22 protein-coding genes and 1 pseudogene are annotated in these 25,682 nt (G+C 29.7%); all 23 read left to right on the top strand.

Annotated elements, in window-relative coordinates; genetic code table 4:
* The first annotated feature begins 4 nt into the window (after positions 1–4).
* The 23 genes and pseudogenes from AACL07_RS02760 to AACL07_RS02650 all read left to right on the top strand — a co-directional run bounded on the left by AACL07_RS02760 (position 5) and on the right by AACL07_RS02650 (position 25,680).
* Complete coding sequence (locus tag AACL07_RS02760) at positions 5–1,210, top strand: ABC transporter ATP-binding protein (protein ID WP_338983090.1); 1,206 nt, start codon at positions 5–7, stop codon at positions 1,208–1,210.
* Positions 1,203–3,497: a hypothetical protein gene (locus AACL07_RS02755; protein WP_338983088.1), complete on the top strand. Its 2,295-nt coding sequence runs from the start codon at positions 1,203–1,205 to the stop codon at positions 3,495–3,497. The genes AACL07_RS02760 and AACL07_RS02755 overlap by 8 nt, the downstream gene beginning before the upstream one ends.
* Before the next feature lie 102 nt (positions 3,498–3,599).
* Positions 3,600–5,318, top strand: coding sequence for a ribonuclease J (locus AACL07_RS02750; RefSeq protein WP_338983086.1), 1,719 nt, complete (start codon positions 3,600–3,602; stop codon positions 5,316–5,318).
* Between the two features lie 116 nt (positions 5,319–5,434).
* A complete protein-coding gene (locus AACL07_RS02745) occupies positions 5,435–8,311 on the top strand; it encodes a DNA translocase FtsK (protein ID WP_338983084.1) in 2,877 nt (958 codons plus the stop codon).
* Positions 8,312–8,379: 68 nt separating this feature from the next.
* Positions 8,380–9,945, top strand: coding sequence for an excinuclease ABC subunit UvrC (gene uvrC, locus AACL07_RS02740; RefSeq protein WP_338983082.1), 1,566 nt, complete (start codon positions 8,380–8,382; stop codon positions 9,943–9,945).
* A 20-nt stretch (positions 9,946–9,965) separates the two neighbouring features.
* On the top strand, positions 9,966–12,914 hold the full coding sequence (locus AACL07_RS02735; RefSeq protein WP_338983080.1) for a hypothetical protein: 2,949 nt from the start codon (positions 9,966–9,968) through the stop codon (positions 12,912–12,914).
* An 84-nt stretch (positions 12,915–12,998) separates the two neighbouring features.
* Complete coding sequence (greA, locus tag AACL07_RS02730; protein WP_338983078.1) at positions 12,999–13,481, top strand: transcription elongation factor GreA; 483 nt, start codon at positions 12,999–13,001, stop codon at positions 13,479–13,481.
* Between the two features lie 32 nt (positions 13,482–13,513).
* Complete coding sequence (rsmI, locus tag AACL07_RS02725) at positions 13,514–14,395, top strand: 16S rRNA (cytidine(1402)-2'-O)-methyltransferase (RefSeq protein ID WP_338983076.1); 882 nt, start codon at positions 13,514–13,516, stop codon at positions 14,393–14,395.
* A gap of 50 nt (positions 14,396–14,445) precedes the next feature.
* On the top strand, positions 14,446–14,721 hold the full coding sequence (locus tag AACL07_RS02720) for a hypothetical protein (protein ID WP_338983074.1): 276 nt from the start codon (positions 14,446–14,448) through the stop codon (positions 14,719–14,721).
* 136 nt (positions 14,722–14,857) lie between these two features.
* Positions 14,858–15,151: pseudogene (gene rplU / locus AACL07_RS02715) on the top strand (50S ribosomal protein L21); the annotation flags it as partial.
* Between the two features lie 283 nt (positions 15,152–15,434).
* Complete coding sequence (locus AACL07_RS02710; protein ID WP_338983072.1) at positions 15,435–15,746, top strand: ribosomal-processing cysteine protease Prp; 312 nt, start codon at positions 15,435–15,437, stop codon at positions 15,744–15,746.
* 2 nt (positions 15,747–15,748) lie between these two features.
* On the top strand, positions 15,749–16,039 hold the full coding sequence (rpmA, locus tag AACL07_RS02705; RefSeq protein WP_338983071.1) for a 50S ribosomal protein L27: 291 nt from the start codon (positions 15,749–15,751) through the stop codon (positions 16,037–16,039).
* A 160-nt stretch (positions 16,040–16,199) separates the two neighbouring features.
* The gene (gene rpsB, locus AACL07_RS02700) at positions 16,200–17,012 is read left to right on the top strand and encodes a 30S ribosomal protein S2 (protein WP_338983069.1); all 813 of its coding nucleotides are present in this window, start codon (positions 16,200–16,202) and stop codon (positions 17,010–17,012) included.
* Positions 17,012–17,890 (top strand): translation elongation factor Ts, encoded by an 879-nt coding sequence (gene tsf, locus AACL07_RS02695; protein ID WP_338983067.1) that lies wholly within the window; start codon positions 17,012–17,014, stop codon positions 17,888–17,890. Before rpsB ends, tsf begins: the two co-directional genes overlap by 1 nt.
* Positions 17,891–17,954: 64 nt before the next feature.
* Positions 17,955–18,518 carry a hypothetical protein gene (locus tag AACL07_RS02690; RefSeq protein ID WP_338983065.1) on the top strand — a complete coding sequence of 188 codons (564 nt, stop codon included), beginning with the start codon at positions 17,955–17,957 and terminating at the stop codon, positions 18,516–18,518.
* Positions 18,519–18,595: 77 nt separating this feature from the next.
* Positions 18,596–19,180, top strand: a complete 585-nt coding sequence (locus AACL07_RS02685) for a hypothetical protein (RefSeq protein ID WP_338983063.1) — start codon at positions 18,596–18,598, stop codon at positions 19,178–19,180.
* Between the two features lie 28 nt (positions 19,181–19,208).
* Complete coding sequence (gene pyrH, locus AACL07_RS02680) at positions 19,209–19,919, top strand: UMP kinase (protein WP_338983061.1); 711 nt, start codon at positions 19,209–19,211, stop codon at positions 19,917–19,919.
* A 15-nt stretch (positions 19,920–19,934) separates the two neighbouring features.
* Positions 19,935–20,483, top strand: a complete 549-nt coding sequence (frr, locus tag AACL07_RS02675; RefSeq protein ID WP_338983059.1) for a ribosome recycling factor — start codon at positions 19,935–19,937, stop codon at positions 20,481–20,483.
* Positions 20,484–20,571: 88 nt separating this feature from the next.
* Complete coding sequence (locus AACL07_RS02670; protein ID WP_338983057.1) at positions 20,572–21,528, top strand: L-lactate dehydrogenase; 957 nt, start codon at positions 20,572–20,574, stop codon at positions 21,526–21,528.
* Positions 21,529–21,640: 112 nt separating this feature from the next.
* Complete coding sequence (locus tag AACL07_RS02665; RefSeq protein ID WP_338983055.1) at positions 21,641–23,200, top strand: hypothetical protein; 1,560 nt, start codon at positions 21,641–21,643, stop codon at positions 23,198–23,200.
* A complete protein-coding gene (locus AACL07_RS02660; protein ID WP_338983054.1) occupies positions 23,200–24,060 on the top strand; it encodes a hypothetical protein in 861 nt (286 codons plus the stop codon). Before AACL07_RS02665 ends, AACL07_RS02660 begins: the two co-directional genes overlap by 1 nt.
* Before the next feature lie 27 nt (positions 24,061–24,087).
* Complete coding sequence (locus AACL07_RS02655) at positions 24,088–24,918, top strand: hypothetical protein (RefSeq protein ID WP_338983052.1); 831 nt, start codon at positions 24,088–24,090, stop codon at positions 24,916–24,918.
* Positions 24,919–24,921: 3 nt separating this feature from the next.
* Positions 24,922–25,680, top strand: a complete 759-nt coding sequence (locus tag AACL07_RS02650) for a segregation and condensation protein A (RefSeq protein ID WP_338983050.1) — start codon at positions 24,922–24,924, stop codon at positions 25,678–25,680.
* Positions 25,681–25,682 lie beyond the last annotated feature (2 nt).

Raw genomic sequence — 25,682 nt, 5'->3', positions numbered from 1 at the left:
TTATATGTCTGAAAACAAAAAACCAAATAAAAAAAACGAATACTATGATAGTTTTGATTTAAAAGAACAAAACGAAGCACACCTTTATAGAAGACCTGAGAACATCAATGAACAGACTGTTGATATTCAGAATTTTGAATATGGTAAAAAAAATAAATTAGACACATTATCAAAAGCCGTTAATGACCATAAAAAATCTAAGAAACCAAATGAAGATGACATGATTAAAACAATTGATATTAAAGATATCAATGATGAAAATAAATTAGTTGCTTTAAAAATGAAAAGAAAAGGTAGAGATAAAGTTGAATTTATTGATGAATCTACAGTTTCTGGTCGAAACAAAGCAAGAATGAGATTAGAAACAAAACCATATTTTGTAGTTTCTGGTATAACAAAAGAATTTAGAAATGGAAGTGGTGTTAAAGACGTTTCATTTTCAATTCAAAAGGGCGAAATGGTTGGTTTTATTGGGGATAATGGTACCGGTAAAACAACAACAATTAAAATGATATTTAATGAACTAAAAAAAGATGCAGGTTTTGTATCTTTAGAAGGGAAACAGGCAACTAATAAAAATGTTCTAAGTAGAATTGCATTCTTCCCAGATCAAAACAACTACCCAAAGAATTTCAACATTGTTAAATTTTCATACTACTGTGCATCTTTGAAAGGCGTACAAAAAGATGAACTTGATAAGTATATTGAACTTTATCTTGAGGCACTAACGTTAAAACCGTATGCAAAAAATAAGTTTTCAGATTTATCTGCTGGTATGCAAAAAAAAGCGCTATTACTTTCAGTACTAGTTACAAACCCAGAAATCATAGTTCTCGATGAACCAACTGCTAACCTAGATGTTTACTCAAGATTAGAATTCATGGGTGTATTGAAACACTTAAGTAGTGTTCACGGTAAAACAATTGTTATTACATCTCATAATATTGATGAATTAAACAACTCAGTTAATAGAGCGATACTTCTAAAAAAAGTTGATGGTTATGGCCAGTTAGTTTATGACGAACCTTTCAATAAAGAAAAACAAGATCTTAGAAAAATTTATATTGAAGTCGTAGGGCGTGAAATCAAAGGAATTGATTATGATAAAATCAAGAAAGTTGAAGACGAAAAACATAGTGCAAAATACGAACAAGTTTTTGGTGATGTTTTAGCTGATGCTGATCCAAAGGGAGGGCGTAAAGATGTTTAATAAATTCCCAATTTTTAAAAGAACATTTGTTACACAACTGAGTTCTAAGATAAATTTAATTTTATTACTAATATTTACACCAACGTTTATAGCAGTAATTATTTCTGGAATTTTATTGGCTGATTTAGTTCTATTTGGTTGAGTTGCATTTGCTGTTCTTTTGTTGTTCGTCACATTTTTTAATGTTTTCTTTACAACTAATTCATTTAACAAGGACCTCGAATTAGGGGTGATAAATCTTGAAGTAAGAAGTGGTTATAAAAACACTAAGTTATTTTTCCAAAGGTACGCAGCTCAAAAGTCATTTATTATTCCAATTCAAATTATTTTATTTTTAATTTGAACTATTGCAGGTTATGCATCTGGAGTTTCATACATTCAAATGTCAACAACTGAGTTAATATTTGGGATGTTGACTATATTTCTTTATGAAGCCTTAATATCAAGTTTCTTATTATTATTTTCGTCATTAAAAAGTGGGATAGCAACCACATTCTTTGGTGTGATTATTGGAATATTGTTAGCGGTTATGCCGTTGTTCTCTTTACTTGAATCATATACAAGCAGTGCTGTTGCGATGAACGATAAAAGTTATAGTAAATACACGCTACAAAAATATTCTGTACTAAGTGAGTTTGATCAAATCAGATTAGACAACAAAGATGGAATTATTGATGGTCAAGTATCAATTAATTTTGAAAGTGATAATGAGATTGTTACCTCGTCATTCTTTGAAGCGTTCACGGTTTTTGATTTGTTTTTCTTCGAAGTAAGGGGGACGGGTCCGAATGCCGATGTTTATAATGTTAAACAAAATATAGACAGAAACGGTAGGGACTCATATAATCCGGCAGAAACATATATAAACATATCAAGATCATATACAAACGATCTGATATACAATGGTCTGGCTTCTGAATTGGTTAATCCGACACTGGAATTGATTTCAAAAAAAGGTTCTGGTAATGAAGGAACTTATTTATTTGATGAGTTTGCAGCGCAAAATCCCGTTGCTAAAGCAGAATACGAAAAATTAGTAATGGAAAATAAAGTATTGCAATTCATTAAAGAAATTGATGAAATTGATAATTCGTTCTTCGGTAGCAAAAAAAATAATGTAAACAATTCATTTTTCTCATTGAATGCTAAAACTAATGACAGATTTTCTGGATCAACTGGTTTTGATAATTTTGTTGAATACTTAAAAAATAATTATTCAAATGATAGTGAAATGCTAAGAATAATTGATTTAGTAAATGAAACTGCTAAATTTTCATATACGTCAGCATATAAAACAAATTCATCAAGAAGCTCAATATTCGATATTGGTGGGAGCACTGTGGATAACCCGGATAAAAGAGTTGAAGATACAAACTTGTGATTAACGAACCCAGAAATTAATAATTCAAAACAAGAATGAACAAATATAACATCTGATGGTGCAAGGGTGTTCTTCAAAGTGTATTTTGATATATTGAGAGAATATATGATAAACCAAGCACCGAAGTATAATATCAGTAATCGCAACAGTGATGATAGCATTATTAATGGAACTACATATTTAAAAGAAATTACAAAAAGAAACTTGATTAATACTGGAACTATGCTTACTTCATTTTTTTATAACTCAGGATACAATAAGAACTTTAAAAATAGTCAAATCGATTTTTTTAATCCGTACATTACATATGTTTATGACTTTGATGAAGATGTAAAGAACAAGTTTAATATAGGTCAATATTTAACGCTTGAAGAAAACCCGAATGGTGTTGGCTTGAATGACGTGTTAATTTGAGATCTAAGTGATAAAGAAAATGCTATTGATGATGAATTTATTGAAAAATTTAAGGAAAAGATTTCTTCAAATTCAGATGACGAGATTGAAGCAAAAGATATTGAATTAAATGTTATTGAGCTTAAAAATACTTTCAAAGGAGCGCAACTAGATGGTCTTCAGGTTTATACGAACAAAGAAAACTATTTTGGTGAGAAAAATATTTCAATATTATTTATTAACGGAAGCGGTGTCAGTGGTGGTCCGAGCGATCCTCAAAAAACTAAAATAACTGAGACTATCAAGAATCATATAACAGATAATCCCGAACATAGTTTAAAAGATGAAAACCCAACGAAAAGTGATCTATACAAATTTGGTAAAAAAGATGGAGAACTATATTATGTAGGTTCTACATTTAATGTATGAATTCCATTAATTGCTCTAATAAGTATTACGGCATTATTTTTTGGATTATCATGATTTTTATTTAATAAAAGAATTATTAGATAAATAATGGATATTAATCCATTTTTTATTTTCATTTATTACTTTGTATAGTAAAATATCAATAACATTAATTCGACATAAAAATTAAATATAGGAGTTTATACAATGAAAGAAATAAGTTTTTTTGCTCTTGGTGGGCAAGATGAAAAAGGTAAAAATATTTTCTGTATCGAAATAGAAAATGAAATCTATGTATTTGACTGTGGTTTAAAATACCCAGAAAAATCATTATTAGGAATCGATCAAATAGTTCCTAACTTTACATATCTAAAAGAAAACGAAGACAAAATAAAAGGGGTATTTCTATCTAACCCTTCAATATACAATGCTGGTGGAATCGGTAACTTATTAAAAGAACTACCTAACCTAACTGTTTATTGTAGTGATATAGCGATTGATTTATTAAGAGAAAGAATTACAAAACAAAAAATAAAACACAATCCAAGTTCTTATAAAGCAATTAAAAACAAAGATGTAATTAAATTTAAGAATGCTGAGATACATGTATTCAAAGCAACTGCTTCATTTCCAAATACATTTGGGTTTGCAATAGTTACTGATCAAGGAACAATTGTATACATGGGTGATTACATGATACAGGCTAATGCTGAGTATTCATTTGAAGCTGACTCACTTTGAGTTAACAACTTATCAAAAGAAGGCGTATTAGCATTTATTAGTGATTCAGAATATGCAGATAGAATTGACTTTACAATGCCAAACCATAGAATTCAAAAATATATCAAAGGTCCGATGAAAGATATGTCATCAAGATTAATCATTGGTATTTTTGAAGAAGATATTTACAAAGTATATGAAATCATCAAAGAAGCAAAAGAAGTAGGTAGAAAAGTTGCTGTTTATGGAAAAACAATGTTTAACATTGTTAACTCAAAATTAGTACAACAAGACTTAGACTTAAAACCTGGTGATATTATTCAAACAAGTGAAATTGAAAAATATCCTGATTGTGTAGTAATTATAAATGGTACCGGAGATGCACTATATTCTAGATTAGAAAAAATGGCAAACGAAAGCGAAGACTTTGTTTCATTTAATGAAAAAGACTTTATCATCCTTGCAACACCACCAATTGCAGGTGTAGAAAAAAGACATGCACAAGCACTTGATGAACTAGCTAGAACTAATGCTCGTGTTTATTCTTTATCTGATAAAGCACTATGAACAATGAGAGCTTCATTTGAAGATATCAAATTAATGACTCACATTTTTAGACCAAAATACTTCATTCCAATTAAGGGTTTATTTAAAAATTTCTTAAATGCAGAAAAGGCCGCTATTGAAGCTGGTGTTAGTGAGAAAAACACATTGCTAATTAGTAATGGGCAATTATTAAAAGCCACAAATGGAAAAATTGTTTTTGGTAATAAAAAAATAAAAGCTGGAGATCAATTTGTAAACGCAATTGGAGCTGGCGGAGTGTCATCAATCGTTATTAATGAAAGACATCAACTTGCATCTAACGGTGTTCTTGTAATGGGTGTAAATATCGATCACAAGACAAAACAAATTGTTTCATTGATAGATATTCAAATGAGGGGATTAATTTATGTTTTTGAAGATTCACCAATATTCAAATTAACTCAAAAATTAGTTTCTGATGAAATACTATTTCATGCAAATGAATTCAAAAAGAATCCAAAAAACTTTAGTTTAGAAGAAATCAAAAAAACATTGTCATTTAAAATTGGGACAATTGTTAAACAAGAAACTGGTAAAAAACCAATAGTATTGATTGCAATTAATGAGATTGATGAAACAAAACATTACAGTCCAAAACCGCTAACAAATACAAAAAAATAGTTTATATATTTAAAATCAAAACACATATTAATATGTGTTTTTTTATGTTTCAAAAAAATGGTTAATTCACCCTAAGTTATTTATAATATATATTATGAAAATGAAAGGGGTTACATATGGATATTAATAATTCAAACAACAATAATGAAACCCGCGATTATACAATGGCTTTCAGTGTTAATAAAACACAAAAGAAACCAGATTCTATTAAGTGAATAGTTTCATCACTATTAATTTTATTTATAACAGTGATGTCTGCATTCAGATTAACAATGATAGGACAATTCTTAGATGACATATTCTTTTCTTTCCCGTTCGGTTGATTCAAATACATCATATATCTAATAACATTCACAACAAGTGTTTTAATATTCTGTGGATTAAAGATTAAGTTTAAGAAAAGGTTCTTATTAATCACGGCAGTTGTGTTCGTATCAATTTGTTTTTTAATCTCATCAACAATCTTTTTTGTAAACTCATTTGTAGATTATGGAACAGATATGAATTACATGCATGGAGTATTTTGAGATAAAAATATCTTTGGTAATTCATTCAGCTTATATACAAAACACTGATTAGAGAAATCTGTTTTTTCAGAAACTTATCCATCAATCAACTTCTTTGTTACAAACAAAGCGACATACTTTAACTCATGAGCTGGTGGAGGATTAATAGGGACATTCCTAACAGGAATTTTTGCATATCTTTCAACACCTTTATGTTGAATCATATCAATAGTTACTTTTGTATTTGTTCTAATTTGAATCTTCTTTGGACACCCACTATACTGATGACCTGGAAAAAAATGAGGTCCAAAATTTAAAGAAAGAAAATACAAACGTCTTAAAATTTTATCAATTAAATCAAAAACAAACGGTTCTACAAAAAGAGGCGGGATTATCAATGTACTTAACTTACGTGGAGATATGGATAATGAAGAAGTTGCTTCAACTTCTGATGCAAGTGATATCACAATTGAATTCCCAAGTTATACAAAAAATAAAAATAATAACTTAGAAAATGAAATGGACTTCGAAGATTTAAATTACCTACCTGGACCAACAAATTCAAAACCAAGCGGTAGAACATTTAATGAAGCCCAACAAGTTAATAATAATTTTTCAAATCAAAGAAATGATTATTTTGAAAACAATGAATCGGACTACTACTCAATAAAAGATAACACACAAACTAAAATACAAAATAACGAATCAACAAACGAGTATGCAAATTCTAAAGAAGAAACTATTGCAGTTCCAGTACCGTTAAAACCAAAAAGAAATGCAAGTAAAGATGAATGGTATTCAATAGACAACTCAATTTCACCAATGCAAAAAAAAGGTTCAAAATCATCAGCAACACATCCGGGACAGTCATCATTGGAAAGCTTCTTAGCAGAAGCTGAAGAAGAGAGTGTTGAAATTAAAGAAATTGAACAACAATATAAAAACTCAAATTATAATTCACCACTAACTAAATCTGCGCCAATTTCACATGCACAACAAGAAGTTAAAGCTCCTGCGCCTGTAAAGAAATCAAACGAACAAGAACCAATGTTTGTTAACAAATCATATGTTTTACCACCAATGAGTATTTTGAGTGAAGACAAAAACAGTGCTGGCGCAATGGCTACACAAGTTGCTGAAAATGAAGTCAAAGCTGCAAACATTAATTTGTTGTTACAACAATTTAAAGTTGACGCTAGAATCACACATATTAATACAGGACCAACAATTACTAAATTTGAAATCACACCAGCACCAGGTACTCGTGTAAATTCAATTACAAAACTAGAAAATGATTTAAAACTAACTCTAGCATCTCAAAATGTACGTATAGAGGCACCAATTCAAGGTAAAGCAGCAGTTGGTATAGAAGTACCAAATACATCACCGCTAGCGGTACCTATGAAAGGTGTGATAGCAAACCCACCAATGAATAAAGCAAATTCTAAATTATTATTTGCAATTGGTAAATCAGTTACTGGTGAAGTGTTATTTGGTGAGTTAGATAAAATGCCACACTTACTTGTTGCCGGTTCAACAGGGTCAGGTAAATCAGTTATGATCAACGGATTGATTGCATCGATTTTAATGAGAGCAAAACCTCATGAAGTTAAGTTCATTATGGTTGACCCGAAAAAAGTTGAACTTGCTGCATACGCAAATATTCCACATTTACTAACTCCAGTTATAAACGATATGTTGTTAGCAAGTAATGTTCTTAAAAAAGTTATTAACGAAATGGATAGACGTTATATGTTATTTACTCAACATGCTGTAAAAAACATTGAAGGGTTTAATAATAAACAAACAGACATCGCATTAAAATTACCATTCATTGTAGTTATCATTGATGAGCTTGCAGACTTAATGATGACAGGTGATAGAAAAGGTGTTGAAGAAGCAATTATGCGTTTAACACAAATGGCTCGTGCTGCTGGTATTCACTTGATTGTAGCCACTCAAAGACCATCAGTTGACGTTTTAACTGGCGTAATTAAATCAAATATACCAACTCGTATTTCGTTTGCTGTTACTTCACAAATTGACTCACGTACAATTTTAGATCAAGTTGGAGCTGAAAAACTTGTTGGTAGAGGAGATATGTTATACATGCCTCCGGGATCATCTTCATTATTACGTGCACAAGGTGCATATATATCTGATGATGAAATAGAAAAAATTGTTGAGCACTGTGCAAAACAACAAAGACAAATGTTTGATTCAGAATATGAACAAGAAGAAATTTCAATGTCAGACGGAAGTGGTTCATCACAAGGTGGTGGAGCAACTGCAGACCCAATGTTAAAAGAAATAATTCAATTCATTGTAGATCAACAAAAAGCCTCGACTTCATTATTGCAAAGAAAGTTTTCAATCGGGTATAACCGTGCAGGAAAAATAATTGATCAATTAGAAGAAGAAGGAATCATTGGCCCACAAAATGGAGCAAAACCAAGAGAAGTCTTTTTAAAGAAAGAAGATTTGTAAAAGATATTTAAGCGATAATAAATCGTCTTTAAATATCTTTTTTTATTAGAATAGTAGTGGAGAACATTATGTTAGATTTAAAAAATATTTCTGAAAAACCAGGTTGTTATCTATATCTAAATAAAGATAACAAAATAATATATGTTGGTAAAGCTAAAAATCTTAGAAAAAGAGTTAGCCAATATTTTTTAAAATCCCAAAATTATAAGACATCAAAATTAGTCTCAGAGATAAATGACGTTAAAACAATTATTTGTAATAGTGAAAAGGAAGCATTGTTACTAGAAGAAACTTTAATAAAAACACACAAACCAAGATATAACATCGTTTTAAATGATGATAAATCTTATCCGTATATTTCTATTACAAAATCAGTCGATCCGCAGTTTGAATACCATAGGAATTACAAACAAAAAAAATACCTAGCAACATTCGGACCCTTTCCAGAAGGCACAAGTGCAAGAAAAATATTATATATAATACAAAGTATTTATCCATTGAAAAGATGCAAAGGTAAGATGAACAACCCATGCATATATTTTCATATTGATCAATGTCTTGGCGGATGCTTTAAAGAGATTCCCAAAGAAGTTTATGACAACCAAATAAAAAATATTAAAAGCTTCTTCAAAGGTAATACAGAAAACGTTGAAAAAATACTAGTAGAAAGAATGGAAAAAGCATCAAACAATTTACAGTTTGAACAAGCTCAAAAAATTAAAGAGATGTTAGGTCATATTGATTTCTTTGTCCAAAAACAAAATGTATTATTAAATGAAAAAAAAGACAGACATGTAATAAACTTTTTTGCAAACGAAACACATATTGTGTTTACGATATTATTTTATGTTGGTGGAAAATTTCAACATACATTCCAAGAATCATTTGAATTAAATGACCAAGATATAAATGACGCATTTGAAAGTTTTGTAACTCAATTTTATTCAAAAAATATAATCCCCGATATTGTAACAATCCCAAATGAATTTATAAGTGAAGCAATGACTGAGTTATTTAAATTGAACAATAAAATATCAAGTGTCGAAAAACAACTGTTAACTCTTGCAAAAACAAATTCAGAAGAATTTTATAATTCGAATAAAGAATCAATAAATCAAAGTATTCTAGAAGAATTTAGGGTCTTAATTGGAATGGAAAAATATCCTCATACAATTGAAGTTTTTGATATTGCAAACTTATCAAATGACGTTGTACTTGGTGCGATGGTAGTTTTTAAAAATAACAATCCATCTAAAAAAGACTTCAGAAAATGAAATATAGACATTGAAGAAAAGGGCGACTATAACAGAATGAAAGAGGTTTTATATAGAAGATATCAACAAAAAGTATTTAACAATACCGAGATGCCTGACTTGATTATTGTCGATGGGGGCATCATTCAATTGAATGCAGCGAAGCAAATTTTGAAAGAATTAGAACTTGATATTTTCGTTGTCGGCTTACAAAAAAATAAAAATCATAGGACAGATAGTGTTGTGATATCGGAAGATAAAGTGATAAAATTAAATAGTAAAACTAATTTATATAAAATGCTATATTCACTTCAAGAACGCGTCCATAATTTTGCGATCACCAACTATAGAAATAAGCATGAGAAAAAAATATTTGAATAAAAAATAACGTTTGAGGTTATATGAAAAAATTACTAAAACTACTTTTCATTTCAACAATGGTAACAATTCCAGTAACAAGCTCAGTAGTATTGGCGGCTTGTACTTTTTCTATGGGCGATACAACAATTGCTATACAAGGAATAAATAACAACTCAATTTATATTGATGCACAAGTTAAACCAGGCACAGAAGAGGGAACTTGAGAATCTCCAAGACGTAATAACAAGATTGTTGATATTAACATCAAGAATCCAATGAAAGGGTACAAAATTGTACCTAAACTTTCAAATAACATGGTTAATGTCACAGAGGGTGGAGTTAATAAACAAGTTCCACTTTTAAGGGTAGAAGAAATAAATAATTCCCCTGGTGAATCCAATGTTAGTTTAAGGGTTACGTCAGATACTTTCATTGATAAAGATATTGAGTTTGCTACAATTGAATTTTCTTACTTTAACGAAAAAACAAATTCAACTATTACACCAGATATAAAAAATAAATCTATAAGTGTCCAGGTCCATCAAGTTGAAGTTCGCGATAAAGTCAACCTTGTTGATTTATCTGAATTAAAAGGAAAAATTAATTCAGAATATGTATACAACTTTAATTCTGAACTTGTTGAAGTAAATAGACAAAACTTTTTAGATAAATACGTAAAAGAAATAGTCAACTCAAAAATAAAATCAATCAAAAATACTGAATTTATTTTGGGTGAACATTATGAAATATCTCTAAATGATAAAAATTTGAATTCAAATCAGTTCGAAACTGAGATTGATGCTTTTTTTAATTTTAATCAAAGTAAGGACATCTCAGTTTTAATCAAATCAACAGGTGAAGAAAATGGTGATGGTTGAGAGTTGGATAAAAAGACTGAGTTTTCATATGTGATAAAGCACGATTCAAGTGCTGATTTGGCGCCTTTGACACCAGGTGGAACAAGCCCTAACGAACCCGCACGTAAATACAAACTTGAAGAACTAAACCTGCCTGAAATTCCAGCATATAACTTTAAAGATGCAAAAGATGAAGTTAAAAATTTATTTAGCAAAAACTATGTTGAAAATTTTGCAAATGATTCAATACAGGATTGGTCTTCGAGAGAAATAAATAGTGATGATAATTACATTGTTGTTTTAAATAATAATCCTCCGTCACCATATTTAAAAAACTTTTGAGAAGATCCAGAACAATTTAATCATGCACAAGTTAAGGAATTCCTTTCAAGACCTGAACCAGAAGCTGGGCAATATGAAGAAGAAATAGAAAATCCAAAAATTTCATTTGAGATTAAGGCACGAGATAATCAAGATGGAAAAATCACAGCCACTGGTTCAAAAGTATTTACATTTGAACATGATGATAACGCTTATACTATGCCAAAAGTGCCAGGACAGCCAGGGTTAGAAGAATTTATTGACATTAGATTTAACTCCATGTTTGATGGTGCACCAATCGACCTGTCGGGTATGGGTGAAGGAAATGAAACAACCGCACTTTTGAAAGAAGGTCTTGGTGGTTTGATTTTAGATAAGCCAATAAGATTGAGTAATACTGAGGCTATTAAAACTTCGGTTGACAATGGTTTCAATGTGTTTCATAGTGAAATAACAAAACCGGAAACAATAGAAAATTATGTAATGAATAAAGATATTGGTAATCCAAGTTTTGATGATAATAAGAATAAAATAAAAGAAAAATTCGTCAAGATCATTAGTGACAAAAATAACTGAACAGTTAACTTTTGAAAACATATGGGTTCATTAGGAACCAACGAAAAAGAAGGATGAGATATCGATCCTAGCATTAAAGAAAATCAATTATCAAATATTTCATATGCGCTAACTGTAAGTGCAAAGAAAGAGCTAAAAGATGATTTAAAAATATTAACTTTTACTGATTCATTCCAATTTCCAATGTATGTGGCAACAAAAGCCGCTCCAGATAAAAAATGAAATGACTACTTTGGAAGTGATGGTTTCAACAAATATTATGGTGAGGATCAAATGGGACTTGTTTTGGGGAGCACGAAAGACTTTTTGAATTTCGTCCCAAAACGTGATGGTGAACCCATTGACGACGACGAAACACTTAGTGAGATGTGGGCTTATAACGACATTCTGTCTCAGCAAGCATTGGGTGTTTTTGATGTCGGAGGCTTACCTGGTACCGACCCAACATTTTACTTAACAAGTGGTGCAGATTACTCAATCAGTGAAAAAAGAGATAATAGAGAATATGACTTTACATTGCAAAAATCAGATGTTTTTGATGAAGTTGAAAATGAAAAAAAATTTACAGATATTAGACCAATTTATGCGAACGATATTCTAATGAAGGCAATTTCAACATGGTCTAGAGCTAGGTTTTCGTCAGGAACTATTCCTGATGAAATAATCGGTAAATTCGTCGAGAGACAATTAAAAGTTCAATACGATATTAATAATTGAGATGGTAACATAAATTTAGCAACAGCCAAACCAATTGAAATTGGTGAGAAAATTGATAGTGTTGAATTTGAAGAAGGACCCTCAACAAAGAATGTTGTTGAAAATGCTTATTTATTGGATTTGACAAAAGATGATCTATCGTGAGATGGTGGTGATTCTTCTATTAGTTTTTCTGCAGGTGGAGAACAACTACAAATGTTTGATAAGGCATTGCTTGGCGAAGGCGGTAAAGTTCCGACTAAAGTTGACTTTAATGACCCAAATGGAAAAGTGGGTATTAAACCAGAACAAGAAGAAAATTGATTAAAATGAAATTTATATAACCAAACTCATGTTAAAAGAGGCAATGCATTAACATTGCCTTTGCTGCAACCAAATGATTATGAAATTAATGAAATAGGAAACACGGATGAGGGGGTCTCTTATCTATACATAAACACTTACAACTCAATCGGTAATGGATCTGAGTTATCAGATAAATCAATTAGACATTTTGTTATTAAAATTAAAAATCGTTAATAAATTGAATGAACTTTAGTTCTTTCTTTTTATTTAAAATAAATATTTAGGTATAATAAATCAAGTTATAAAGGAAATAGGTAAATGGAAAATTCAGTAATTTTAACCAAAGAAGGTCTTAAACAACTTGAAATTGAACTTGATAATTTAATTACGGTTGTTAGACCAAAAGTAATTGAAGAATTAGTAGAAGCAAGAGCACAAGGGGACTTAAGTGAAAATGCCGATTATGATGCAGCTAGAAATAGACAAGCAGAAGTAGAAGCAAGAATTAAAGAACTTGAATCTCAAATTAGAAAAGCTGCAATTATTGATGAAAAAAAATCAACATCTACAACAAAAGAAAAAGTTGTAGCTGTTGGTACAGAAGTTGAATTGTTAAACAAAAAAAACAAAAAGACTTACACATTCTATATTGTTGGTCCAATTGAAGCTGATCCATTTGTTAATAAAATTTCTAATGAGTCACCAATTGCTGAAGCAATTTTAGGTAAGAAAGTTGGAGATGTTGCAAAAATTAAGAACATCCAACAACCTTATGAAATTCAAATTAAATCTATAAAATAAACCTAAGGGTTTATTTTTTTATTGGAGGAACAATGTTAATAGTACAAAAATCATATAAAAATGATTGACCAACAATTTATGTTGTTTCAACACCAATTGGTAATTTAGATGATATGTCTGAAAGATCTATAGAAGTATTGAATGGTGTTAAAACAATATATTGTGAAGACACTCGTACAAGTAAGGTGTTATTAAATCATTTCAATATAAAAAAAGAACTGGTGTCACTACACAAATTCAACGAGTTAAGTTTAGTAGATAATGTCACTGAGTCATTGAAATTAAAAAATGATTTAGCAATAGTGTCTGATGCAGGATTGCCAGGTATGTCTGATCCTGGTATGAGGTTGATAGAGAACCTAATATGAGAAAAGCAAGTAAATGTAAACATAGTTTGTATTGGTGGTTCTACTGCAATTAATCATGCATTAATAGCGGCATCACAATACTTTTATGAATATGTATTCATTGGATTCTTGGATAAAAAAGAAAATAAACTAATCGAACAAATAAACAATGCACTTGGTTCAACTAAAGATAGATTGATTTGTTTTTATGATTCAATCCACAGAATCAAAGAAACTATAAAAATAATTAACAAACATTATCCAAGCTCAAACCTAACAATAGCAAGAGAACTTACAAAAATTAACGAAGAAATAATTCGTGGTTCAATTGAACAAGTTAGTGATTATGTCAAATCGACTGAATTTGTAGACAAGGGTGAAGTTTGTGTTGTGTTAAAAATCAACAATACAATAAATGCAGAGAAACTAAGCGACTCTGAGTTACTAGAAAAATTAAATACACTTGTTAAAAAAGGAATCAAATCAACTCAAGCAATTAAAGAAATTGTTAGTAGCTATGATGTTGAAAGAGATTATCTTTACGACTTATGAAAAAATGAAAAATAATTTGGTTGTTTTTCATTTTTTTGTCGTTAAAGATAAGGGAGGAAGAATATATGACAAAATTAAATACAGAAGAAAATCAAAATGTAAGTGGTGGTTCAATAACTGGTAGTTTTTTAAATGGTATTGCAAATATAATAACAGCGCCATTTGATGCAATAAACAGTATGATTGGATCAATAAGTGGAGCAGTGTTCATTGCAAACAATAAAGACAGAGATAAAATGTCTGTTACTATTGGTGGTACAAAAATGGAATATGACGACACGCAATCAAATAAGGAAAGTATAAAGCAAACAGCGGCATATGAATTGCCACCATTGTTTTAAAATAAAAAAAGTAAATTAATTTCGCCATTAATAATATAAAATATTTAAAGGTTGATTTGTTTCAACCGCACTTTAAGTATGTTTACAAGTGGACGCAAGACCCACATGCAAGGCGAGTATAAACGGAGGACATAAAATGTTTGCTATTATTAAAACTGGCGGAAAACAATTAATGGTATCTGAAAAGGATATTGTTTACATTGAAAAATTAGACGCTAAAGATGGGCAAAAAGTTTATTTCACTGAAGTAATCATGATTGATGATAAAGTTGGAAATCCAACTTTAAAATCAGCTGTTGTGGTTGGTAAAGTTATTAAACAAGGTAAAGGTAAAAAAATAAGAGTTATTAGATACCACCCGAAAAAAAATATTAACAAGGTATATGGTCATAGACAACCATATACAAAAGTTGAAATCGAAACAATTTCATTAGCAGGTACAGGCATAACTGTACCAACAGAAAAAAAACACATTCATGAACCACATGCAAAAAAACCATTTGCTAGAAAAACTGCAAAAGTAGTTGAGGCTAGACCTTTAGCTACTAAAGCACCAGCTGTTAAAAAAACGGTTGCAGCTAAACCAGTAGCAGCTAAAAAAACAGTTGTAGCTAAACCAGCAGTAGCTAAAAAAACGGTTGCAGCTAAACCAACAGCCGCTAAAGCACCAGCTGTTAAAAAAGCCACTGCTAAAGCACCAGCTAAAAAATAACATGATTAAGACTTTAATAAAAGAAAGAAACAATATAATTGAATCAATTAATGTTTCAGGACATGCGAACGCAGGTAAGTATGGAAACGATTTAGTTTGTGCAGGAGTTACAGCTATAATGAATGGAGCCTTAAACGCTCTTGACACTTTAGTTGGCGAATGCGTTGACTTAAAGGTTTTGGATAATGAAATTATTATTAAAGTATTAAAAAAAGAAAACGTTGAAGTTCAAAGGTTATTATTGTTTTTAAAAATTCAATTAAAAACTATTGAAGTTCAATATCCAAAGAATTTAAATATAATGGAGGAATAAGTATGAGATTTTTATTAGGGCTACAGTATTTTGCTTCTAAAAAAGGGGTTGGATCAACTAGAAACGGTCGTGACTCAGAATCAAAAAGATTAGGTGCAAAAAAAGCAGATGGAGAATATGCAAACGCAGGTTCAATTATCTTTAGACAACGTGGTACAAAAATTCACCCAGGTGAAAACGTAGGACGTGGTGGAGATGATACATTATTTGCATTAGTTTCAGGAATTGTTAAATACCAAAGATATGGAAAAGGGAGAACAAGAGCAATCGTTGTTCCTCAAGAAACAAAATAATCTCAATAGAGATTATTTTTTTATATATAATTATACTTGTATCGAATTATAAATTAATCGAAACACACTTAGGAATTTGAGTGCCCAGTGCTATTTGTATAAACAAATAGTGGTGCTCTTTAGAACTACTTGGAAGAACAACAAAAGGAGACACAAAAGAATGTCAACAAAAGTATCTAGAGACGATCTGCAAAATGCAGGATGTCAATATGGACATCAAACAAAAGTTTGAAACCCAAAAATGAAACCATATATTTATGGTGCAAAAAATAAAACACACATTATCGACTTACACAAAACAGTTGAAAAATTAGAAGAAGCTAAAAAGTATGTATCAGAATTAGGAAAAGCAAAACAAAAAATTATTTTTGTTGGAACAAAAAAAGTTGCTCAACAAGCAGTTAAAGAAGCTGCAACAAGAACACAAAATTTCTACATTGATTCACGTTGATTAGGTGGAACACTTACAAACATGAAAACAATTTCATTACGTATTAAAGCGTTATGAGATATTGAAAATGAAATCAAAACAGGAAAAATTTCTTTAAGACCAAAAAAAGAACAAATCTTGATTAGAAAAGAAAAAGATAAATTAGAAAGAGCTTTAGGTGGAATTAAATTCATGTCTAAATTACCAGCTGCATTATTTGTAGTTGATCCAAAACATGACGAAATTGCAGTTAAAGAAGCTAGAAAATTAAATATCCCAGTTATTGCTATTTGTGACACAAACGTGGACCCAGATTTAGTAGACTTTGTAATTCCATCAAATGATGATATTGCTGAATCAATTAACATGATCGTAAATATTATTGTTGATGCTTACGCTGAGGGTGCAGGACAAAAAATTGCTCCGTCAATTTTAAAAACTATTGCACCTAAAAAAGAAGAAAGAACAAACAACTACTTAAGAGAAAATAGAACAGAAAATGCTACAACAGAAATCAAAGCAATCGAAGGAGATAAGAAGTAATGGCTGTATCTCCAAAATTAATTAAAGAGCTAAGAGAAATCACGGCTGCTGGAATGATGGATTGCAAAAAAGCTTTAGAAGCTACAGATGGAGATATTCCTAAAGCAATTATTTGACTAAGAGAAAATGGTTTAGCAAAAGCTGCTAAAAAAGCAGATAGAGTTGCAGCAGAAGGTGTTGCTTATGCGAAATCAAATGGTAAAAAATCAGTAGTATTTGAGGTTAACTCGGAAACTGACTTTTTATCACAAAATGCAAAATTCTTAGAATTGATCGAAAAGTTTGCTGATACATTGTTAAACAATGATTTCACAACAGCTGATGAAGCAATGAATTTAAAAGTAGATAAAGAAAATACAATTAAAGAAGCTTGTATTGCAGCAACAGCTACAATCGGTGAAAAAATTGAATTTAGAAGAGCTGCTTTTGCACACAAAAAAGAAAAACATACATTATCAATCTACAATCACTCAAATAAAAGAATTTCAGTTCTATTAGAATTTGAAGGTGCAATTACAACAGAGGACGCATATAACTTAGCAATGCACGTTGCAGCTATGTCTCCAAGATATTTATCAACTGATGAAGTACCTCAAGAATTTAAAGATACAGAAATGCATATTATTAAAGAAACAACAGACTTAACTGGTAAACCAGAAAAAGCAATACCAGGTATCCTTGCAGGAAAACTAAGTAAAAGACTTTCAGATGTTGTTTTACTTGAACAAGGATTTGTAATGGATGAAAAAGTTAAAGTTAAATCTTGATTAGAATCTAGAAAAGCAGTTTTAAAATCTATGGTTAGATTTGAAGTTGGTGAAGGAATCGAAAAAGTTGTAACAGACTTTGCAGCAGAAGTTGCAGCCCAATTAAAATAAAAAATACGAATAACCCTTATGGGTTATTTTTTTTGTTATTATATGAATTATAAAAGAGGTATATATGGTCTTTGAAAAAGAAATGATTGTAATCTTTGCAGCAATAATTTTAGCTGTAAGTATTATTATTTTATTATCAACCGTTTTCTATTTAGTTAAAGTTATTAGAATTGATGCTAAAGTTAAACATATAAATTACCCTGTGATAGGAACCGTAATAACGCTTATGATGGTTACACTTATAATAGCCAGTTGTTCTCTTGCATTGAAGGAAAGTGATGCTGCAATCAGTTTGCTAATTAGTTCATTTGTAATGGCCCTTATATCGTTTGTAGTGGTGTTTGTAATGTTTAATCAAATAGCATTAGTGATAACTCCACAAGAAGTTTATATATTCAGCGATAAAATAAATATTGATCAAATCGAAGCTGTAATAGTAGATAAAGATAGAAAGAGATTATTTATCGCATTTAAAAACCACAGAAAACAACTAAAGTCAACTTCGTTTGTCATTGGTAGAAAGTATGAAAAAATGATAGTTGAAAATGTGGATTTATTAGGAAAAGAAGTCCAAGAAATTAACTTTGAAAACTGAAAAAAAAGTGCTCAAAGAGTTGATAAAATATAGAAATCCATAGTATAATATAAGAGTATATATATGAAATAAAAGTCATATGTATACTAAGAAAGGTAAGGTAATTTTAAATGCCAAACTCAATCACGAGCGATCAAATAATTGTTGATCAATTTAAACAAATAAGTGCTCAGAGTATATACTGAGGATTTCCAGTTTGTTTAATTTCTACACACGACCCAGACACTTACGAACAAAATGTATCTGTATATTCTTCTTTCTTTGTATATAAAAATATTGTTTCAGTTGCTACAACAATGGATTCAATTACTTATAGAAACTTAACAAATTCAGATAGAGCAATATTGAATGTACCATCACATGCGATGGTTCCATTATTGAAACAACTAAATTTAAAACAACACACACCAAAAGAAAAAAGAGAAGTATTAGAAAAATCAAGATTTAAATTTGTTGAATCAGATAAATTTAAAAACTTAATTGTATTCAAAGATTCTGAATTAGTTTTAGAGCTAACAGTTTTAAAAATAACAAACTTCGAAGCAAATAACTTTGTAACAATAAATTTTACAATTGATAAAGTTAGTGCAAACGAAAACATTATAGGAAAAGATGGAATCATCGATCCTAAGAAAATATCACCTTTGAATATTAAATTCAGAGAATATTATAAATTAGATAAAAAACCATTATAATATTATTAAATATTAGGTGGTTTTTTTTATGAAAAAATTCAAAAGAGTCTTATTAAAACTTTCAGGGGAATCTCTGAAAAGCGAAACAGAAATGTATGAGAAAGAATCAATTTATCATTATGCAGATCAAGTAATTGAACTTGCAAAACAAGGAATTGAAATCGGTGTAGTAATTGGTGCAGGAAATATCTGAAGAGGTAAACTAGCCGGTACACTTGAACTAAATAAAATCGATGCAGACTTTATGGGAATGTTCGGAACAATAATGAACACAATTGCATTCGCAGGTGTATTAAGAAAACAAGGTTATGAAAAAGTTAAAGTTTATTCTGCTCTAGAAATTAAAACATTAACTTCACCATACAACTACATACAAGCAAGAGAAGAGCTTAAAAATGGATACATAGTACTATTTGCTGGTGGAACAGGTTATTCACACTTCACAACAGATACAGCAGCTGCAATTCGCGCAATTGAAATCGGTGCTGATGCAATATTGATGGGTAAAAATGGAGTTAAAGGAGTTTATGACTCAGATCCAAAACTAAACCCAAATGCAAAATTCTTTAAAACATTAACACATGCTGAAGTTATCGATAAGAAACTACAAGTAATGGATTCGACAGCTGCTTCAACATGTAGAGATGCAAATATGAGAATAGTTGTATTTGATATAAATGTTAAAAATAACATAGTAAATGTAATTAATAATAAAACAGAAATGACAATCATTGAATAAAGGGAGAAACACAATATGAACATGCAAGAAATAATTGAAATTAAAAAATTAGAAATGAGTAATGTAATAGAATTGTTTGAAGATCACATTACAAAATTTAGAACAGGCAGAGCTAGCGCAATAATTTTAAATAGCGTAGTTGTTGATTACTACGGTACACCAACACCAATTAAGCATTTAGCATCAATAGTATCTCCTGAGTCACACCAATTAGTGGTAACACCATATGATAGATCATTAGTTGCATTAGCGGCTGCTGCTATCTCTAAATCAAACTTAGGAGTTACAGTTTCAAATGAAGGAACACTTATTAGAATTAAAATTCCAGCATTAACTACTGAGACTCGTCAACAAATAGTTAAAGAACTAAAAAAAGATACTGAAAACTACAGAGTTAAAATTAGAAATTTAAGAAGAGATGCCAATACTGAAATCAAAGCTGAAAAACAAAATGAAGATTGAGAAAGAGATGGGATGGAAATAATTGATAAAATTACAAAAGAATTCATCGAACTACTTGATAAAACTTCAACAGAAAAAGAAACTGAAATATTAACAATTTAAAAATTAAATTATTTAGTAATACATAATAAAAATAATGACAATATTGTCATTATTTTTTTATATATAATTATAAGTAGGAGATTTTATTATGAACAGAAAAGGACACAAAGTAGTTTTAGTTGGATGTGGTGCAGTAGGTACATCATTTATGTATGCATCAATTAACCAAGCAATAGCATCAGAATACGTTTTAATCGACGTGTTTAAAGATGCTGCTGATGGAAACCAATTAGACTTAGCAGATACACTTGCAGTATTACCAAACTCATTCTCAAGCATTAAGTCAGGTGATTACTCAGACTGTAAAGATGCAGATGTAGTTGTAATTACAGCGGGTAGACCACAAAAACCAGGTGAAACAAGATTAGACATGGTTGCAGATAATGCAAAAATCATGAAAGGTATTGCACTTGAAATTAAAAAATCAGGATTCAAAGGGGTTACAGTTATTGCTTCAAACCCAGTTGATGTATTAACAAAAGTATATGAAGAAATAACAAAATTTGACCCAAAATCAATTATTGGTTCAGGTACAACACTTGACTCAGCTAGATTAAGAAGATTATTAGCTGAAAAATTAAACGTACATCCAGCATCAGTAAATGCTTACTTGATGGGTGAACATGGTGATTCATCAGTTGCATGTTGATCACAAGCAACAGTTATGGGTAAACCAATTGCAGAATATATTGCTGAAGGAAAAGTGAACCAAAAAGAACTTGACCAAATCAGAGAAGATGCAGTACACATGGCATACAAAATTATAGAAAAAAAACGTGCAACATTCTACGGAATTGGTGTATGTTTGGCTAGAATAGTTCAAGCAGTATTAAACAATGAAAGAGCATCATTAATGATCGGTGCTTTATTAAATGGTGAATACGGAAACAAAGGTTTATATACAGGAGTACCAGCAATTGTTGGTGCAAATGGATGAGAATCAATCATTGAATGAAAACTATCAGATTTAGAAAAAACTCAATTTGACGATTCATTTGTTAAACTAGCAGAAGTTTACAAAGCAGCAGAAAAAGCAATTAAATAATGCGAATAAAATCAGCGTAAAGCTGATTTTTTATTTGGAAAAAAGTACCTTGGTTGATATAGTGGAAAGTGTTAAATAAGATATAATATTTATATTATTTAAAAGGAGACACATGAACAACATTTCACTTTTTCTTGTATATCCATTATTAATACTTGTGGGTATCGGAGTATTTGCCGTTATGGCCTTTAAAGAAAAAATGGTTAAGAAGACAGTTTACTACTGTATTCAGAACTTATTATTTTGAGTTGTGGGTGGTCTCTTGATGGCGAATCTTCAAGATCAAATTTCTTCACTATATAAAATAGAATTTGAAACACACATAGTAGTACTTATGTATGTGTTTGGGATTTTGTTCTTCAATGCAATATTCAGACCATTATTTAGTGTAATCATGAAATACTGATTACATTCTCAAAAGAAATTATTCATTATTACAGGGTTCTTACAAATTTTAAACTTTGCACTTGTATTGGTGATGTGCTTCACAGAAACAACTCCTTGAATGCTGATAATAAACATAGTATTAATAGGGTGGGTTTTAGCTTTGAACACAATACAACAAGTTTTCTTTGCAGATCAACATTACTATAAAATATCATCAATCTCAGTAGCATTCTTTATTGGTACAGTTAACCTATTAGGTAACTCAATTGGATTTTACATACAATCATTAACTAATGTGTTGGGAAATGTTGTGTTAATTTCTACTGCGCCAGTAATGTCAATAATCTTAATCTTATCTTTATATATGGTTTTTAAAACAAGTGAAGATACAACCCAACCAGGTTTATTTGGTGAGGATTTCCTTATTGAATTAAAGCCCTACAAAAAGAGAACCGGTTATAAACTATTGGGACTTGCAATAGTGTTGGGTGTGGTTTTTGCCGCAAACAATTCTACAACAACCATGAACTTGATGATTGCATTCATGCATCAAGATGGATTTAATTATGAAGAGATTAAAGCATCGATATCTTTATTTAAAGCATCAATATTCTTATTGCCGATGATATTAAGTTATCCAATATATAGACTTTTATTTAAAAGAATTGGTATTTATTTTTCTATGATGATTTTAGCTTCGGTTTTGTTTTCTGCATTCTTGTTTTTAATATTCTTGCATAATGGAATAGTGTTCTTAATAATGTTAATGATTAGTAATGCAATGTACTTTGCAATATTTCAAGCATTGTTTGGTCTATCAATTGCGTGACACTTTAGAAGGAAATCAATAATTGGGTTACCTGGTGTGATTGCCACAGGTTCAATTCTTGTGAAATGATTATTAGATATTTCTCTTTCGATTTTAGATTCTTCATCAGATAGTTTCTTATTTAATACAAATAAGCTAATGGATTACATTAATCCGACAAACCCAAATTCATCAGGGATGTTATCAGAATTAGAAATAACAAGTATAAATAATCTTGGTAGTTCAATATTATTATTTGGAGCATGTTTAATACTTGTTTGATTCTGTCTTTTCCAATTTTGATGAAAAGAAGTAATCGCAGACGAAAACGATATATCAGCTGCCCAATTTAAAATGAAAAAAATTGTACAAAAGACATTTATTTCAAGAGCGAGAGAACAAGTAACAATTAAATCAATTAATGAAGAAATAAGTAGCAAATTTAAAGAAGATGAGTTCTCAGAGTTGGAGGAATAATGAATAAAATAATTAACATTTCAAATGGCGATTTAATTCTGTCAATAAATACAAATCCAGTAGAGATGATAAGTCTTAAAAAAGGTGACACAGAATTCTTGTATCAAAGAGATGGTTCATGAGCAAAAACATCACCATTGCTATTTCCAATATGTGGAAAATTAAAATATGATAGCTACATCTATGAATCAAAAATATACAAGATACCAAAACATGGTTTTGCACAAACTCATTCAACAGATAAATGAGAAGTGAAAGAAAATACAGAAAATAAAGTTATATTTTCACTTTCATCAAACAAAGAACTATTAGAAATATATCCATTTGAATTTGAATTTTTATTTGAATTTGAATTAAAAGATTCAAATAACTTAAACATAAAAACAACAATGATAAATAAATCTAAAACAAAAGAATTGTTTTATTCATTGGGACACCACCCAGCATTTAACACGAGTAAAGAGGGTGTTATTAAGTTTAATAAAGTTGAAAAAATGTTAGATGTATTTCCAAACGGGTTTGTTGATTTAGAAACTGAAACTTATATGACAAATGAAATAAAAGTGAATGATGTTAAGTGACATCCTGATATGAATCCATGTGTTGTTAAATTGGAGTCTGACAAAGTTGTTTATAAAGACAATGTAAGAGAAATTAATTTTGATATAACAGATTTTGAATCAATGTTATTGTGATCAAAAGACGGTGGAACAAAGTGATTATGTTTTGAACCATGAAATGGATTGCCCGATTTTGTAAATGAAGACATAAATGAAATTTCTGAAAAACACGGAATATTGAGTGTTAAAGAAAATGAATCACACACATCAAACCTACTAATTAGTTTAAAAACTTTTTAGTAGGTTTTTTTATATTAAAATATCTATATGAACCTAAATAAACTAAGAAAACTAAATCAAGATAAAACTTCATTTTCAGAAGCTAATGCAAACTATGATAAAAATTATAATGATTTAATATCTTATGTTGACTCAATTATTTTTGATGACAACGCAGTAATTGATAATTTAAATAATCACCTAAAAGAGCAGGGTATTGATTTAAATCAATATATAAGAATTGAGAAAAAAGTTAAATTAACTGTCGATCAAATGCATAATTATTTTGAGGCAATGAGAAATTCATTAACAAACTTGATATATCGTAATAGTGATTTTTTGTCTCAAAATATATTTCAAGAGCCAAAAGAAATTATTAGATATAGTGCTAAGAAAGTTAAAGACAAACCTTCATTAAGTGATTATGAAAAGAAAAGTAAAATATCTTCAAGTGAATATCATTTACAAGTTGAATCATTTAAATATCAATTTACTGTATTTGACAAGTTGGCATATATTGCAATTCATATGAACTACAAATATAAAACAATGAAACAATTTGATGATAAATATATGGCAAAGTTTCATGTCGATTTTGTTCCAAACATTAAGTTTCTAACTAAATCCAAAAAGTCTTTTGATGGGCTGAGTGGTATAATTGAAGTGCTTACAAAATCAAGTGGATGACACTTAATTAGAAGACTGAGAAATATGTTGGAACATGATTTTATTGATCCAACTTTAAGATATAACTTTAATCCAGTCTCAGATCTTTTGTATATTTATATTTGCAGATTGTTTGTAGCAATTGATGAAACAATAATTAATGATAATGAAATGATAAAGTTGGTTGAATCATTAAAAAATAAAAGGGGTTAATTTATGTCTAAATGAAATGAAGTTAAATTAGATAATTTCAATGGTCCACTTGATCTGTTGTTGGAAATGATTCGTGAAAAAAACATGTCAATCATGGAAATAAATTTATTGGAATTATCAAATCAATATTTAGATTTCATAAACAGCACAAAGGATTTAAACATTGAAATAGCTAGTGAATATCTAATCATGGCTGCGTATCTAATTGAAATTAAATCTAAACTTTTAATTCCAAAAGAAGTTGTTGAAGTTGATTCAAACTATGAAGAAGATCAAAGACAAGAATTACTTCAAAGACTTATGGAATATCATAAAATTAAAGAGGTTACAAAACACTTTAAAGAATTCCAAGAAGAGGGAATGAAATTGATTTCAAAGGAGAAATCAATTATCCAAATTCAAAAAATTGACGACATGGACTTACCGTTAGCTCCGTCACACATTGACATGGATAAGTTTTCAAAAATATTTTTAAAACTTATGGAAAAAAATAGATTGAAAACTCCCGAAGTTAATACTATTCAATCAACTGAAGTTTCTCCAGAAGAGATGTCAGAAAACATAAAAGCATTTTTAGTAAAACACGAAAATAAAGTTTTCTTATTAGAAGATGTAATTTTTGAAGCTGTAACAATTCAATCACTGATTGCAACTTTCTTGGCAATACTAGATTTAGTAAGACATGATTGAGCAACAATCACACAAGATAAAGACGATCTTTACATTCAATGAAAAAGTGTAAAAGAAGAAATAGGAGATTAACA

It is taken from the genome of Spiroplasma endosymbiont of Othius punctulatus, assembly GCF_964019505.1.
GTDB lineage: Bacteria > Bacillota_I > Bacilli_A > Mycoplasmatales > Mycoplasmataceae > TIUS-1.
Note: the sequence above shows the minus strand (reverse complement) of the source record. Positions and strands in the feature narration are given on the sequence as shown.